We start from the raw sequence: 14,169 nt of genomic DNA on the forward strand, positions 1-14,169 counted from the left end.
TTTCCTCTTTCACAAAATTATCCGCAGCAGCCGGAGCCGCCGCCCGCGGGAACATAGTTCTGCACCTCGGCTTTGATCGCATTCAGGTCCGCCTTGCCGAGGTCGTCGACCACCTTTACGTAGCCATGGAGCATTCCCATTCCGCACTGGAAAGTAAAATCCTCCTCGGGCGTGATCGGCGGCGTTTCCTTATCCGTGCTCAGATTCAGCTGACCGCCGTATTCCGGAAAAACCATGATGCTGTTACAGGAATTCAGGCTGCCGGTATCAAATTTGATCTTCGCCGGAATCCCCTTTTGAAGAACGACCACCGCGGGCGTGTAGCCCTGATCGTCCACCTTAACCGTTACTTCCTGCTCCTTGCCGCTGATTTTTGCAACGCCGATGCTGTCCGTGGGGACCCCGCCGTCCGCGAATCTCGCCGGGGTGTTGCCGCAGCACCCGCCCGCCGCAGCCGCGCCGCCCGCGGAAAGGTCGGACTCCTGTGCAACCTCCTGCCCGGTAATATTACCGAGATCGTCGACGACCGTAATATTGCTCCGGATCATCCCCATCCAGCAGGTATAGGTGATTTTACCGGTCTCCTGCGGGGTGAAATCGATCTCGTTATCGCCCGGTTCCAGCGTTCTGGTAATGTTGTACTGCGGAATCGTGATGGTCCGGTTGCAGCCGTTCAGCGAGTCTGCGTCGGCCCTGATCGTCCATTTTACCGGGACGCCCTTCTGTACGACAAGCGGGCTGTAGCTGCCGGGCTGCAGCGTTGTCGACACGGTCTGCACATTGTTTTCGATTCTGGCGATATTGCCGCCCCCGGCCGCCGCCGCGGAAACGCCGGGAAACCCGATTCCCGAAAGGGAAAAGCCCCGGTTGAGCATCACGACGCCCAGAAGCATCACCAGAACGGCGCTGGCCTTCATCATTTTATGGGTGAATTTACCGCTCAGGAAAGAGCTGAGCGCGCCGAAGCCGAACATCAGCGGCACGGTGCCGAGGCTGAAAACGAACATGGAGGCCGCTCCGGCCAGGACGCTCCCCGTACCCAGCGCGTAAATCTGCATCGCCTGCAGAGGGCCGCAGGGCATTAACCCGTTCAGAAGCCCCACATAGAACGGTCCGTGCTTCCCCTGATTCCGGTAAATCCTGCTGCCGAAAAATTTGGGCATACGGGGAACAAATTTACGCAGCCACGGGAACAGGTCGAGCATATTCAGACCCATCATCACCATAAACACGCCGGAAAGGATCGCGACGATCCCCTTTGCCGTCCCCGAAAAGCTGACGATGGAGCCCAGGCCGCCGACGACGCCGCCCACAGCCGTGTAGGAAAGCACCCGGCCTGCGTTGTACATCAGGCTTGGTTTCAGCTTTGCCCATTTGCCCGTATCGTTTTCCCCGTACCGGTAGGACACGCACTGCGAAAGATTGATTCCGCCGCACATCGCCACACAGTGCAGGGAGGTAATCAGGCCGACCACAAACAGAATTCCGTATCCCATATTCTGGGAGACCTCGGGAATAAAATTCAGGCCGACCGTATTTTGAACAATCAGATAGCCCGCGAAAAGAAGCAGGCCGACGCCGATGAGCTGGCTGACGAATTTTTTGTCCGCCGTCCCGCCCGCCTTTTCCTTCCCGGCGCTTTCTTTTTTTGCGCTCCGGCGGTTTTTATCGTCTGTTACATGATAATCCAGCTCTTCAATCGCGGCAATAATTTTCTCAAGGCGAATGATTTCCGGGTCGTAAACGACGGTCGCCGTCCCGCTGCCGTAGCTTGCGGACACCTTTTCCACCCCGGAAAGCCCGCTGAGTGTACTTTCAATTTTCAGGGCACAGTTCGCGCAGGTCATGCCCTCTATTTTCAGTGTTTTCTGTGCCAGCTTCCGTTCCATACCATTTCTCCCGTCCGAAGATGATTGTAGCTGCATCCTACCAGCCCGCTGTGAAGATTTTATGAAGATCGAAGAAGAAAATGAAGACCTGACCGAGAAAGCAGTACCGCCGGCCGGCGGTACTGCTTTCTATCCTCTTTTCCAGTTTTCAAACAGGGTTTTGCTCTGCTGGAGGAAATCTTTTGAAATGGTTATCGTCGTTCCGCCGTCCGTTTTACCGTCCTCCGGAATCGGCACGGGGTTGCAGCCGTTTTTCTGCTTTTCCACCTGACTGATCTGGAACCGGTTCCCGCAGTTCTGGCAGACCAGCTCGTCGCCCTCCTGCACATAGTACCCCCTGCCGGAGTCGTAGCAGACCTGACAGGTGTTCAGCGCCGTCCTGATCGTGCCGTCCGGCGCTTTTACGGCGATCAGTTCCATATTGATACCCCCGGCGCTATAGGGAATAAACTTCGCCGTTTCGGTGATCTCGTTTTTGGCAATGGAAACGTCCGCGCCCGTCTCTGCAACGCTGGTCAGCGACGCGCCGGACGGAGCAGTCGTTTTGGGGACGGTCAGCCCCTTCACAAGAAAGAAAGCCGCGGCCAGAAGGACCAGAAAACCCGCGCTCAGATAAATCGCGCGATTGCTCTTTTTCTTCGCGTCCGCCCTTCGGCCGGAATTTGGTTTTTGGGAATTTGCCATTTCATGCACTCCTCTGATCTGTTTTGGCATCATCTTATCAACAGATTGTGGAGAATTTATGAAGATGGAAGCGAACGCAGAAGCAAATTACCGCCCTACGACGGCATTCACCGCACTGCAGATATCGTCCAGCTCGGCGAGCGCGCCTTTTCCAAGAGTTCCGCACGCAAGCAGGCTTTCCTTCGGTTCTATCAATTGGTAACCATATTTTTTCAATTTAGAAATATTCCCCTGCACAATCGGATTTTCCCACATATTCGTATTCATCGCCGGAGCGATCAGCACCGGTTTGTTCCTGACGGCCAGAATCGTGGTGGAAAGCATGTCGTCCCCAATGCCGGAGGCGATCTTCCCGATGATGTTGGCGGTAGCGGGCGCGATCAGCACGACGTCCGCTTTCGTGGCGAGGGAAATATGATTGATTTCCTGCGGAAAATCGTCCTGAAACACATCCGTGTACACGCGGTTCTGCGTCAGGCTGCGGAACGTGAGCGGCGTTACGAATTTCGTGGCGCCGTTCGTCAGGATCACCTCTACCTGATAGCCCTGTTTATAAAAGCGGTGGGCCAGATCGGCGGCCTTATACGCCGCAATGCTTCCGGTCACTCCCAGTATCATATTTTTCATCCTTGAGCCTCCATCAGTTTTTTCAGCACGCTGTCCGCGACGCCCTTCGCAATCTGTTCCTTTCCGGAAAACGCCGTATAGCTTCCGCTCTCGTCCACCAGAAACCCTTCGTGGTTTCCCCGTGCGACGGAATCCATATCGTTGGCGAGGACGTAAGTACAGCGATTCTTTTTCAGCTGGCCGTACGCCGTATCGATCAGCACTTTCCGGCTGACCCCGCTGAGCAGCTTGAATCCGACCAGAAGGGTCTTCGGGCTGGCGTCTTTGATCAGGCCGATAATCTTCGGCGTTTTTTCCAGCACCAGCACCGGATGCTCCAAGTCGGAGCTGATCTTGTGCTCCGCGCTGAGCGGCCGGGCAAAAACCGCCTGCGCGACCGCCCGCTCCCACTCCGCTTCGGGAAGCGGAAGCGGCGCGCTTCGGAATCTTTCCATCAGCGCCCGCGCAATGTGCTCCGGCGTCGTCACGCTGCCGACTTTATAATCGCTCACCGCCATGGAATGGATGACCGCGTCGATCTCCCGTTCTTTCAGCAGGCCGATCAGCGTATCCTGCAGCTGATCGGTCCCTTCAATATGCAGGACGCGTATCTTCCCACTCTCTGTTTTTGGAAGGCACGAGCCCGTACCGCAGAGAAAGTAGACGGTGTGTTCTTTTCCCGAAAGCCTTTCGGCCAGCTCTTCCGCAATCAGGCTGCCCAGCTTCCCGGTGGCCTCGTTCGCAATGGTCCGGACCGCGTCGATTCTTTCCCGTGTACCGCCCGCGGTAACAATGAAATTCAAGCGCTCACATCCTTGCTTATCCATATCAATTTCCTGTGGTTTTAATGTATATGATTTCGCGGAATTTGTCAACTCGCCGCGTTCCGGTTCCATCCGTGTCCCATATTAGAATTCTTCCTTTTTTTCCGTTTACTCCGTCGATTACAGAAACCAAAAACGCTCTTTCAAAATATTATGGAAGGAAGGCCCTTCTGGGACTATTTCATAATGGAAAGAAGCGCGATTAGGATGAATTCGGGCTACAACGGTCCCATCGGTTATCTGGACCGTATCAGACGCGCGCGGGGAGCGAACTTCTGCAGAAGCACTTTCCTGAGAACGGAAAGGGGAAACAGGCAAAACGCCGTCAGGCTCATCAACGACGATAGGCTCCTCTTTGCCACCCTGTTTGTCCTGCAGCCGGAGATCCGGGAGCGGAACCTGTATCAGGAGCTCAGTGAACGCAGCCGCACTGCGCTGAACATCTGCCAAAAAATCAGGAACGCAAAAAAGCCGCAGGACGGTACGGGCGGGGAAATTTCTTTAAAAAGCGAGGACGTCCACTCCGTAATGCTCTGGATGTTCAACACCGGCGCGGGCGAAGACGGGCTGAGCGCCGAATTCGACCAGATTCTGGATATCATCGCGTCCGTGCTGGTGAAAACGCACCATGAAAAAACGGTTCTGCCGGTCATAGCGGACCTGATTTTCCGACGCAACCGCAGGGGCGTTTATAACCACGACCTGATCTGGGCTTTCTTCCGGGCGCGCGACCCGCAGTCGCTCACACACATTGCGGCGAAGCTGCGTTCCCCCTACAAAAAGGACGTCGAGCTGGCCTGCCAGCTTCTGCACATTCCGGAGGATACGCCGCTGAACACAGGCAGTGACAAACAGAAGCAGTACGACGCGTACCTTTCATGGCTGAAGGAAAACAGCCCCTATGTCTATTTCACGGGGGAAAGCCTCCAGCTGACCAACGCCCCCTCCGTCTGCGGGGTCAATCTGGAAGCAAAGTACCTTTGCAAGGATGTTTCCCCGCGCAGCAACAGGCCTCTCACCCCCCTGACCGATGAGGAAATCGCCAATCTGGAGCATTTCCACGAGGTGGAGGAGGACGAAAGGGCCGCCCTCGCGACATTTTCCCACAACCTCCATACCAAAAACGAGTCCTCGTGGAACGAATGGATGCAGTATCCTGTCAGCAAACAGGTCGACATTGCCAAATATGGCCGGAGGGAACTGGCATGATTGTGATAGCAGGAAATACGGTTCAGCCCGACAGCATAGGGGAATACGCCCCCGGCAGCATAGAGAGGACCATCCTCGATATGCTCGCTTCCAGCAGCGCGAAAAGCGTCTACGACTCCGCCGATCAGCTGAAATTTGAGCTGACGCTGCGCAAAGAAATCATAGCAGCCTCCCTGCAGCTTTACCGAAGCGGGCTGGGGTTCGAAATTTTCCGTGAAACCCGGTGCAACCCGGATTACTGGAAAAGGACGCAGGAGGGGGGCTTCCTGCTGAAAGACGGCGTAAAGCCGTCCAAAGCGATCATGGATATCTATGAAAACGGCTCCAAATACGGCACGGAATGCGCCACCGCCATGATGATCGTCTATTATAAGGCGCTTCTGTCCGTCTACGGGGAAACCCTGTTCGACAGGACCTTCCCGAAAATCGAACTGATGAACTGGCACCATATCGACCCGCTTCTCCGCGAAGTCGGCTATATCAGCAAAAGAGACGTCTACCTGCCGGGGGACCGGCGGTATTTCGCGAATCCCGACGTCGACCCGCTGGTCCCGCAGTGGCAGGGTGAAAATGTCATCGACCTGGGCGACGGCAAATACTACGGGCACGGCATCGGCATCCGCAACGCGGACCAGATTATCCGCGCACTCAACCAGAACCGCAGCGAGGACGCGGACGAATACGCTCATCTGCTCGATTCGGCCGGACGGCCGAACTTTAACCGGCTCTACGGTATCTCCCGGCGCAGCGCCGCCTGACGTGTTGTTTTCTCCGGCGCCGCCCCTGTAAAAGCGGGAGCGGCGCTTTATTTTGCTTGTATTTGACAGATAAGTATTTTATAATAGAAGGCAATCCGTAAGCACCGGATGAATAACGAAGATTTGAGTGATGACAGTGGTCTTGATCGATATCCTGAAAGCGCTTGTGCTGGGAATCATAGAAGGGCTGACCGAATGGCTGCCCATCAGCAGCACCGGGCACATGATCCTTGCCGATGAATTTATCAGGCTGAACGTAAGCCCCGCGTTTAAGGAAATGTTTCTAGTGGTCATCCAGCTCGGCGCCATCATGGCGGTCGTCGTTCTGTATTTTCATAAGCTGAATCCCTTCTCCCCCAAAAAGACGGCCGGTCAGAAGCGGGAAACCGTCGATCTTTGGCTGAAAGTTCTCGCCGCCTGCATTCCGGCGGGCATCATCGGGATCCTGTTCAACGACCAGATCGATAAAATCTTTTACAATTACCAGACTGTGGCGGTCACCCTGATTCTCTACGGCGTGCTGTTTATCGTGATTGAAAACCGCAACCGGAACAAGCGGCCCGCTGTTCGCAATTTTTCGCAGATGACCTATAAAACAGCCCTTTTCATCGGCATCTTCCAGGTGCTGGCGCTGATTCCCGGGACCTCCCGTTCCGGGGCCACCATCGTCGGCGCTATGCTGATCGGGACCTCCAGAAGCATCGCGGCGGAATTTACCTTTTTCCTTGCGATCCCCGTGATGTTCGGCGCCAGCTTGATCAAGATGCTGAAATTCGGATTCGCCTTTACCCCCGCGGAAGGGATGATTTTAGCGACCGGTATGATCACGGCGTTCCTCGTTTCCGTCTTTGCCATCAAGTTTCTGATGGGGTATATCAAGAAGCACGATTTCAAGGCGTTCGGTTATTACCGGATTGTCCTGGGAGTGGTGGTGGTCCTGTATTTCCTTCTGGCTGGAAAATAATCTTCATAAAAACTGCCCGCTCCGAAAAGGAACGGGCAGTTCTGTTTCTGTCGGTTTTGCACGGCGGACTTTTACCGGATAAAATTCGTGACCTGCGGCTCTTCCGCCTCCGGGATGGAAACGCCCGCCTGTTTTCCGGCCTCAATGGACTTTAAAAGCCAGGCCATGTTTCTGCCCAGAGTCCTCATGGTCTGCATCCCCTCCAGGTCCCGGCGCACTTCCTCGGGCGTATTCCCATGCACCATGTTCCAGTACTGGGAGGAAACCACCGGCATGCTCGAAATGGTAAAATATTTGTTCAGCTGGTCGAACGCGGCCGCTGCCCCGCCGCGGCGGCAGCTTACCACGGACGCGCCCGGTTTATACTTCAGGACGGTGCCCGCATAGAAAAACCGGTCCAGAAAAGACGTCAGCATTCCGGACGCCGCCGCGTAGTGGACGGGAGAGCCGAAAACAAAGCCGTCCGCTTCTCTGGCCTTTTCCAGCGCGTGGTTCACGGGATCGTTGCCGAACACGCATTTGTTGCCCTTGTTCTTCTTGCAGAAGCCGCAGTCGATACAGCCGCGGATCGGCTGCTGGCCAAGCTGAAAAATCCCGGTTTCCACTCCGGCTTTTTCGAGCTCACCGGCAACCTCGCACAAGGCCGTATACGTGCAGCCTTTTTCATGAGGACTTCCGTTGATCAGCATGACTTTCATTTTGAACCCTCCATCCTATTTTAATCTCACCGCGGACGGCGGAGAGATTTCCTTCAAAATCTCCGGAACAGCGATCCGTCCCGTAAGGTGATCGGACCGGGCCGGTTACAGCAACCGGTCCGGTCCGATCTGCACACAGGAATACAGACTGAATTTTCAAAACGCAATACGTCAACGATCTATTCCGATTAAATTATGACTCCTGATCGCCGTAATGTCAATAACAATATGAGGGATTTTGAAATATTTTCCATCCGTTTTCAGAAGCGCCGCGCCGTCGCTCAATTGACAAAAGCTCCGCGCTGTGGTAAAATAATATCAATATAAGCCATGAAGGCCGCGATCAAACATTTCTTTTGAATTTGATGAACCCAAAAAGCAGCTACTGAAGTAGTTCTTTTTGGGTTATTTTTTGTGATTGGAGAGGTTGTAACATGCATATTCCCGACAATTATCTGAGCCCCGCCACCTGCGCGGCTTTGGGCGCGGCCGTCGTCCCGGTCTGGGCGGTTTCCGTGAAAAAGGTAAAGAAGGAAATCACCAGGGCCAAAATGCCCCTGCTGGGAATCGGCGCTTCGTTTTCTTTTTTAATGATGATGTTCAATGTTCCGCTTCCGGGCGGCACAACCGGCCACGCGGTGGGCGGGACCCTTCTGGCGGTCCTTCTGGGGCCGTTTTCGGCCTGTATTTCCGTTTCGGTGGCACTGCTGATACAGGCCCTGTTTTTCGGCGACGGCGGAATCCTTTCCTTCGGCGCAAACTGCTTCAACATGGCGTTCGTGTTACCGTTCGTGGGATATTTCGTTTATAAGCTCATCAGGGACAGGGTGCGCTCTGAAAAAGGCGAATATCTCGGAATCGTCATCGGCTCGTACATAGGCATCAACGCCGCCGCGCTGTGCGCCGCGATTGAGTTCGGCATTCAGCCGCTTCTGTTCCGGAACGCCGCCGGTCAGGCGCTTTACAGCCCTTATCCCCTGTCCGTCTCCGTCCCGGCCATGCTGATCCCCCATCTTCTGGTTGCCGGCGTTGTGGAAGCGGTCTTTTCCGCCGCCATTTTCGCATTCATTAAAAAGGTATCCCCGGGCACGATATACGAAGGCGCAAAGGAAAAAAGCAAAGCCGTATACGGGCTGCTTGCCGCTTTGATTCTGCTGACGCCGCTCGGCCTGCTCGCCACCGGCACCGCCTGGGGCGAATGGGGCGCCGACGAAATCCGGGAGGTCGTCTCCGACGGCAAAGCGCTCGGCTTTATCCCTCAGGGAATGCAAAACGGCTTCCGCTTTGAATCGATGATGCCCGACTATTCGGTCGGCGGTATCCCCGAAGTCGCGGGATACATTCTTTCGGCAGTCGCCGGCGTCGCCGTTTTGCTGATCGTATTTAAAATCGTATCTTCCCTGAAAAAGAACAATCACGGCGTTCACGAATAAATTTGGAAGGAAACCGTAAGATATGCCCGAATGGCTGCTGAAGGATGAAAATTACCAACCGCTTCCCGACAGGGACACCTTTATCGATAAAAGCATCTTTTCCCTGCTGCGCATCCTGTCGCGCGTCCGGGCGCAAAGCGGCTACACCGGCGGAAAACACAGCGTACACGCGCTCTGGAAGGTTGCCGGCACGTTTCTGCTGATCGTACTGCTCTCCCTTTCCAAAAACATCTGGTTCCTCGCCGCCGTCGGGGCGTATCTGCTGGCGGCTTTAAGCCTGATGCCCGCCGAACGGATTCTCCGCGTTTTAAAAACGGGGCTGGTCATTTCGTTCTTTTCGTTTCTGATCCTCCTGCCGTCGTTTTTTATGGGGAACCGGTACAGCCTGGTGATGATCCCGCTCAAAACGCTCGCGACCGTCACAGCGGTCGGCATTCTTTCCCACACCACGGGCTGGCACAGTGTCACCGGCGCGCTGAAAAGCTTCTTTATTCCGGATATTTTCATTTTTGTTCTGGATATTACCATTAAGTATATCGTCCTGCTGGGCGAGTTGTCGCTGGACCTGTTTTATTCGCTGAAGCTGAGATCGGTGGGAAAAAACACGGGAAAATATTCCTCCCTTTCGGGGATCGCCGGGACCCTGTTCCTCCGCTCGAAGGAAATGGCGGAGGACATGTACTCCGCCATGGAATGCAGAGGATTTACCGGCAGCTACCGCGTCCGGCGGCGTTTCCGTTTTACGGCGTCGGATTTTCTGTATGTCATGGTCCATGCCGCGTTCATCGTCATTTTTGTTTATTTAGGATGAAGAAATCAATGATTGAATTAAACGACGTATCGTATTCCTACGAGGGAATTCCCGCGCTGAAGCATATCAGCCTGCGTATCGAAAAAGGCGAGTCCGTCGCGCTGATGGGCGTGAACGGAAGCGGGAAATCCACCCTTTTAAAGCTTCTGAACGGCATTCTCTTTCCCGACGGCGGAGAATACCGTTTCGCGGGAGAAAGCATTACGCGGAAAAAAATGCAGGACCCCGTGTTTTCCAAGCGCTTTCATCAACGGATCGGCTTCGTGTTTCAGAATTCGGACACACAGCTGTTCTGCTCCGACGTGTACGACGAAATTGCCTTCGGCCCGCGCCAGATGGGCATGGATGAAAGCGAAGTCGAAAAAAGGGTGGAGGATTGCCTCGCACTCCTGAATATCCGGGATTTCCGCCACCGCCAGCCGTATCATCTGAGCGGCGGCGAAAAGAAAAAAGTGGCCATTGCCTGCGTGCTGGCGCTGAACCCCGAGGTCCTTGTTTTCGACGAGCCGCTGAACGGGCTTGACCCGCGGACACAGCGATGGTTCGCCTCTTTCCTGATTCAGCTGCACGAGTCCGGAAAAACGCTGATCTCCTCCACACATGACCTGGAGATGGTGCAGGAGATTGCGGACAGAGCGGTCCTGTTTGACGAAAACCACACCATTGCCGCCGACAAACCGGCTCAGGAGCTGCTGGAGGACACAGAGCTTCTGAAAAAAGCAAATCTGATCGACGAATACTACCACAGGCACCCGGGAAACGGTCACCAGCATTTCCATATTCATCCTTTTTAATTTTTTGTTTTGCAAAGTTCAAACTCTTTCCAATGATATTTTGCATTTTCATGGACAAAATAACTGTTGGAAAGGAGGTCTTTTAAAATGATGAACAATGGAAAAAAAGCCAATGAAAGTATAAAATGTTCTGTTGACCAGTGTGAATATCACTGCCAGAGTCAGGACTACTGCAGCCTGGACTGCATCCAGGTCGGTACCCACGAGGCTAGCCCGACAGTGGAAGAGTGCACCGACTGCGAGTCCTTTCAGCGCAAACAGTAATTAAAAGCGAAATCATTACGAACCGAACGGGCAAAACGCTTTTGCTTCTTCGGTTCTTTTTTACCGCTAAAGCTAAAAAAGCACGATAGCCGTCCGCATCCGCGCCCGGCTATCGCTTTCCCAGAAGATTTCTATTTTCTGCTTGTTCGGAGCAGAATATTCAGCCCTGCGGCGTCCAGATAATTCAGCTCTCTGACAGAACGCACAATCTGGTCAGCCGCCAGCGTATCGTATCCGTTGCTGAAATACACGCCGGCCAAAGCAGTCAACGCCGCGGGACTGTTTATGTCGTTTAAAACATACAGCAGCTTCTGAAACAGATCGAACTCCCCCGCGCGAATCAGTCTGTCAAAAAGGACCGTCACTGCATTTAAAACTCTCTTCCAGTTTTCATCCTTCCGGAAAGCAAGCCCGCCGTTCCCCCGGTATACGTTCCAGATCTGCCGGAAGGTACGGACGGTTGCTTCGTCGCAGCCGCCTTTCGCCAGACGGATGCACTCCTCCGTCTTTCCGTTTCCCAGAATCAGGGATAAAAGATACAGGTACTCCGCGCTCTCCCCTCCGGCCTGCCGCAAAACGGCGCCCGCGGGGGTCGTGGCCGCCAGCGGTTCAAACAGCTTCCATGCCTTTTCATACTCCCGCGTATAAAAATACAGCTTCGCCCGCAGAAAAGTTTTGTCCGTTTCGTATGCGGGCTGCTTCGCAAGAATATCCCAGTAAACCACGCCGTAAGCGTAAAGCTTTTCCTCGATCAGAATATCCGTGAGCACGATGAGGTTGGGCGGATCCTCCAGATTGGAAAAAAACGCCGTCAGCTTTGCGACGGCCGTCCGTTTGTCCTCATACATCTGGTTGAGGACATGCCCGACGGAATAAAGGGTCTGGTAGTGGAAGGGTTCCTGCACGACCGCCTGCTTGTAGCATTGGAAAGCTCTTTCGTAATCGCAGAGCCGCACGTACAGATCCGCAAGAAGCAAAAGCGGCCCGGCCGGATTGTCCCCGGCCAGCCTCAGTTCGGGCGGAGGATCGCCCATCCGCATACCTCGCTGAAAGCTGTCGATCGCCAGCGTATATCTTCCCCATTCCGAATAAACCGCGCCCCGGAGCAGCTCCAGATCCGTGCACTGGGGATAAACGGCAAGCGCCTCTTCAATCGCTTTCAGGGAGCGCTCATACTGCTTCAAGCGATCATATGCGATTGCGCGCCGGTAAACCAGATGGGGCGCGTAGGGCTGCGTCTCATCCATATTGGCGTATGCCCTGTCATAAAAACAGGCCGCGTTTTTATAATCGGAATCCGACAGATATTCATTGCCCAGATGGAACTGAAGGAACGGATTCTCCGGCTCTTCTTCGAGCTCTTTCAGAAGAACCGCGCAATTCTCTCTTCTCTTTTGTTTTTCCTTCGCGGCTTCCTCAAAGCGGCTGAAGCGGTAAATTCTGAAATCCTTTCGCTCAAACAATCCCTTCGCGACCTTTTTGCCGTCCTTTCTGCAAAGCTGCTCCCGTACCTTCCCCCGAAAACAGTAAAGTCCGTCGTTGCGCAGCAGGCGCAGGGTATTGGACATCGTATAGCACGGTCCGCCTTCGGGATTTTCCGCGGGACTGAGGACGGTAAAATGGCATCCATGGTTTCTGGAGTGCTGAACGTACTCCACAAGGGCTTCGCGTCCGCTCTTTTCAAACACCTCGCAGTCGTCCATCAGCAGGACCCATTTTCCTCCCGCTTTACTGATGGAATAATTTCTGACGTCGCTGATGCTGCCGTTCCACGGAAGGGAATAAACCTTTGCTCCGAATTTTTCGGCGGTTTCCGCGATTTTTCCGGCTGAACCGATATCGACAAGAATAATTTCGTCAGCGGCATCCCCCACGCTCTCAAGACATTCTTCTACAGCGCTTTCGTCCTCTTGCACAATTACACACAGGCTGAGAGTTCTTTTACGACCCATATCTGCATCACTCCCTGTGGATTACTGAAAATGACTAAAAACGGGATTTGCGTACAGCTTTCGTCCTGAGACGGGCTCTGATCCGCAAAAATACGGGCCTGTTTTCTTTCAGGCTTTCAATATATTCACTATCATTCTATGAATTTGGAATATATCTGGTTCGATATATTTTTCCTGTCCATCGATATTTTTTTCGCAGTCAGTTTCGTAAAAAGCAGTCTGCCGGTTCGCTCGTAGGAACGAACCGGCAGACTGCTAAAATAAAGGACAATGCGTAAATTCTAAAAAGATGAAAAATCAGGATGAAAGAAGTAAAATTACAATTGCCTGAGAAAGCCCAAAATTACATACAGTGCGTCAGTGCCCAGGCGACGCCGCGGTCGCGCTCTTCCGTCGGAACCACAAGCGCACCGCCGGGCAGCTTCGGAATTGCGGAGCCCCGGCGGACAAACACCGCCGTCTCCGCAAAATCAAGCATAGGCAAATCCGTTTCACCGTCCCCGACCGCCATGACCTCTTCCGGAGAAAACCCCAGCCGCCCGCACACAATGGAAAGCGCTTTGCCCTTGTTGGCCGTCGGCGTATTGACCTCTCCCAGATAAGGGTAGGAGCGCCCCGTTGCAAGATGCCCGATCTTCTCCGGCCATGTGGCCAGCGCCTGTGCGACTGACTGGGCGTCGCCCAGAAACATGACCTTATTCACCCGCTCAAGCGGCAGGTCGATCGGCGCAGGGACGCCGAACCGCTTATAAAGCCGGAACGAATCCAGAATATCCGACAGCCAGTTTTTGTCCATGTCCTGCGGGAACCAGTAGGGGATGACCTCGGGCTGAAAGGCCAGCATAGAGACGCCGCCGACCGTGATTCCATGCTCATAAACAGCGCGCAAATCCTCCGGGCTCAGAAAATCCTGATACCACACCTCATCCCCCGACAGGACCAAAGCCCCGTTTCCCAGAATCAGCGGCCCGTTCATTCCCAACTCCCGGCAGATGGACTCCACACCCTGGAGCGGCCTGCCTGTGGCCAGGATCACCCGGATTCCAGATTCCATGGCCGCTTTGACCGCGGAAGCATTTTCCGCGCTGATTCTGCCCTCTTCATCGGTCAAGGTACCGTCCACGTCCAGCGCAATCAGCCTGATGGACATTCCTCCGCCCCCTTTTTCAGTGATGTATGGCAAGGATGGATCTTATAGATAGGGAATGATTTGCTTAACAGAGTCAAAGATCAAATGGGGTTTGACATCCGAATCCGGAAGGTCCTTCAACTGTGCCTCGCCG

The 14,169-nt window shown here is 54.2% G+C and carries 14 protein-coding genes; 7 read left to right on the plus strand and 7 right to left on the minus strand.

Annotated elements, in window-relative coordinates; all coding sequences use genetic code 11:
- Positions 1–17: 17 nt before the first annotated feature.
- The 4 genes from ACQGQ5_RS10250 to ACQGQ5_RS10265 all read right to left on the minus strand — a co-directional run bounded on the left by ACQGQ5_RS10250 (position 18) and on the right by ACQGQ5_RS10265 (position 3,982).
- The gene (locus tag ACQGQ5_RS10250; RefSeq protein WP_455736405.1) at positions 18–1,889 is read right to left on the minus strand and encodes an urease accessory protein UreH domain-containing protein; all 1,872 of its coding nucleotides are present in this window, start codon (positions 1,887–1,889) and stop codon (positions 18–20) included.
- 129 nt (positions 1,890–2,018) lie between these two features.
- Positions 2,019–2,573: a DUF2318 domain-containing protein gene (locus ACQGQ5_RS10255; protein ID WP_455736406.1), complete on the minus strand. Its 555-nt coding sequence runs from the start codon at positions 2,571–2,573 to the stop codon at positions 2,019–2,021.
- An 87-nt stretch (positions 2,574–2,660) separates the two neighbouring features.
- Positions 2,661–3,200 (minus strand): bifunctional phosphopantothenoylcysteine decarboxylase/phosphopantothenate--cysteine ligase CoaBC, encoded by a 540-nt coding sequence (gene coaBC, locus ACQGQ5_RS10260; protein ID WP_455736407.1) that lies wholly within the window; start codon positions 3,198–3,200, stop codon positions 2,661–2,663.
- Positions 3,197–3,982, minus strand: a complete 786-nt coding sequence (locus ACQGQ5_RS10265; RefSeq protein WP_455736408.1) for a phosphopantothenoylcysteine decarboxylase domain-containing protein — start codon at positions 3,980–3,982, stop codon at positions 3,197–3,199. Before ACQGQ5_RS10265 ends, coaBC begins: the two co-directional genes overlap by 4 nt.
- A 207-nt stretch (positions 3,983–4,189) precedes the next feature.
- On the opposite strand from ACQGQ5_RS10265, the gene ACQGQ5_RS10270 reads away from it, so the two are divergent.
- The 3 genes from ACQGQ5_RS10270 (at position 4,190) to ACQGQ5_RS10280 (ending at position 6,934) form a co-directional block, all read left to right on the plus strand.
- Positions 4,190–5,212, plus strand: coding sequence for a hypothetical protein (locus ACQGQ5_RS10270; protein WP_455736409.1), 1,023 nt, complete (start codon positions 4,190–4,192; stop codon positions 5,210–5,212).
- Positions 5,209–5,970, plus strand: coding sequence for a protein-glutamine gamma-glutamyltransferase (locus ACQGQ5_RS10275; protein WP_455736410.1), 762 nt, complete (start codon positions 5,209–5,211; stop codon positions 5,968–5,970). The genes ACQGQ5_RS10270 and ACQGQ5_RS10275 overlap by 4 nt, the downstream gene beginning before the upstream one ends.
- A 130-nt stretch (positions 5,971–6,100) precedes the next feature.
- The gene (locus ACQGQ5_RS10280; protein ID WP_455736411.1) at positions 6,101–6,934 is read left to right on the plus strand and encodes an undecaprenyl-diphosphate phosphatase; all 834 of its coding nucleotides are present in this window, start codon (positions 6,101–6,103) and stop codon (positions 6,932–6,934) included.
- Positions 6,935–7,005: 71 nt separating this feature from the next.
- Here the strand turns inward: ACQGQ5_RS10280 and ACQGQ5_RS10285 are convergent, their stop codons facing one another.
- A complete protein-coding gene (locus ACQGQ5_RS10285) occupies positions 7,006–7,632 on the minus strand; it encodes a flavodoxin family protein (protein WP_455736412.1) in 627 nt (208 codons plus the stop codon).
- 434 nt (positions 7,633–8,066) lie between these two features.
- Between ACQGQ5_RS10285 and cbiM the strand changes: the two genes are divergently transcribed.
- The 4 genes from cbiM (at position 8,067) to ACQGQ5_RS10305 (ending at position 10,934) form a co-directional block, all read left to right on the plus strand.
- Positions 8,067–9,065, plus strand: coding sequence for a cobalt transporter CbiM (cbiM, locus tag ACQGQ5_RS10290; RefSeq protein WP_455736413.1), 999 nt, complete (start codon positions 8,067–8,069; stop codon positions 9,063–9,065).
- Between the two features lie 22 nt (positions 9,066–9,087).
- The gene (locus ACQGQ5_RS10295; RefSeq protein WP_455736414.1) at positions 9,088–9,876 is read left to right on the plus strand and encodes an energy-coupling factor transporter transmembrane component T; all 789 of its coding nucleotides are present in this window, start codon (positions 9,088–9,090) and stop codon (positions 9,874–9,876) included.
- An 8-nt stretch (positions 9,877–9,884) separates the two neighbouring features.
- On the plus strand, positions 9,885–10,670 hold the full coding sequence (locus ACQGQ5_RS10300) for an energy-coupling factor ABC transporter ATP-binding protein (RefSeq protein ID WP_455736415.1): 786 nt from the start codon (positions 9,885–9,887) through the stop codon (positions 10,668–10,670).
- Positions 10,671–10,757: 87 nt separating this feature from the next.
- Positions 10,758–10,934, plus strand: coding sequence for a DUF1540 domain-containing protein (locus ACQGQ5_RS10305; RefSeq protein WP_455736416.1), 177 nt, complete (start codon positions 10,758–10,760; stop codon positions 10,932–10,934).
- Between the two features lie 131 nt (positions 10,935–11,065).
- On the opposite strand, the gene ACQGQ5_RS10310 is transcribed toward ACQGQ5_RS10305, so the two are convergent.
- Both ACQGQ5_RS10310 and ACQGQ5_RS10315 read right to left on the minus strand, forming a co-directional pair.
- A complete protein-coding gene (locus ACQGQ5_RS10310; RefSeq protein WP_455736417.1) occupies positions 11,066–12,886 on the minus strand; it encodes a glycosyltransferase in 1,821 nt (606 codons plus the stop codon).
- A 343-nt stretch (positions 12,887–13,229) separates the two neighbouring features.
- The gene (locus ACQGQ5_RS10315; RefSeq protein ID WP_455736418.1) at positions 13,230–14,036 is read right to left on the minus strand and encodes an HAD-IIB family hydrolase; all 807 of its coding nucleotides are present in this window, start codon (positions 14,034–14,036) and stop codon (positions 13,230–13,232) included.
- Positions 14,037–14,169: the final 133 nt, after the last annotated feature.

The sequence above is a fragment of the Caproiciproducens sp. genome, from assembly GCF_053840905.1.

Coding starts and splice junctions, on each gene's coding strand:
- ACQGQ5_RS10250 (WP_455736405.1), bottom strand. CDS start 1,889: ATGGAACGGAAGCTGGCACAGAAAACACTGAAAATAGAGGGCATGACC.
- ACQGQ5_RS10255 (WP_455736406.1), bottom strand. CDS start 2,573: ATGGCAAATTCCCAAAAACCAAATTCCGGCCGAAGGGCGGACGCGAAG.
- coaBC (WP_455736407.1), bottom strand. CDS start 3,200: ATGAAAAATATGATACTGGGAGTGACCGGAAGCATTGCGGCGTATAAG.
- ACQGQ5_RS10270 (WP_455736409.1), top strand. CDS start 4,190: ATGGAAAGAAGCGCGATTAGGATGAATTCGGGCTACAACGGTCCCATC.
- ACQGQ5_RS10275 (WP_455736410.1), top strand. CDS start 5,209: ATGATTGTGATAGCAGGAAATACGGTTCAGCCCGACAGCATAGGGGAA.
- ACQGQ5_RS10280 (WP_455736411.1), top strand. CDS start 6,101: ATGACAGTGGTCTTGATCGATATCCTGAAAGCGCTTGTGCTGGGAATC.
- ACQGQ5_RS10285 (WP_455736412.1), bottom strand. CDS start 7,632: ATGAAAGTCATGCTGATCAACGGAAGTCCTCATGAAAAAGGCTGCACG.
- cbiM (WP_455736413.1), top strand. CDS start 8,067: ATGCATATTCCCGACAATTATCTGAGCCCCGCCACCTGCGCGGCTTTG.
- ACQGQ5_RS10295 (WP_455736414.1), top strand. CDS start 9,088: ATGCCCGAATGGCTGCTGAAGGATGAAAATTACCAACCGCTTCCCGAC.
- ACQGQ5_RS10300 (WP_455736415.1), top strand. CDS start 9,885: ATGATTGAATTAAACGACGTATCGTATTCCTACGAGGGAATTCCCGCG.
- ACQGQ5_RS10305 (WP_455736416.1), top strand. CDS start 10,758: ATGATGAACAATGGAAAAAAAGCCAATGAAAGTATAAAATGTTCTGTT.
- ACQGQ5_RS10310 (WP_455736417.1), bottom strand. CDS start 12,886: ATGGGTCGTAAAAGAACTCTCAGCCTGTGTGTAATTGTGCAAGAGGAC.
- ACQGQ5_RS10315 (WP_455736418.1), bottom strand. CDS start 14,036: ATGTCCATCAGGCTGATTGCGCTGGACGTGGACGGTACCTTGACCGAT.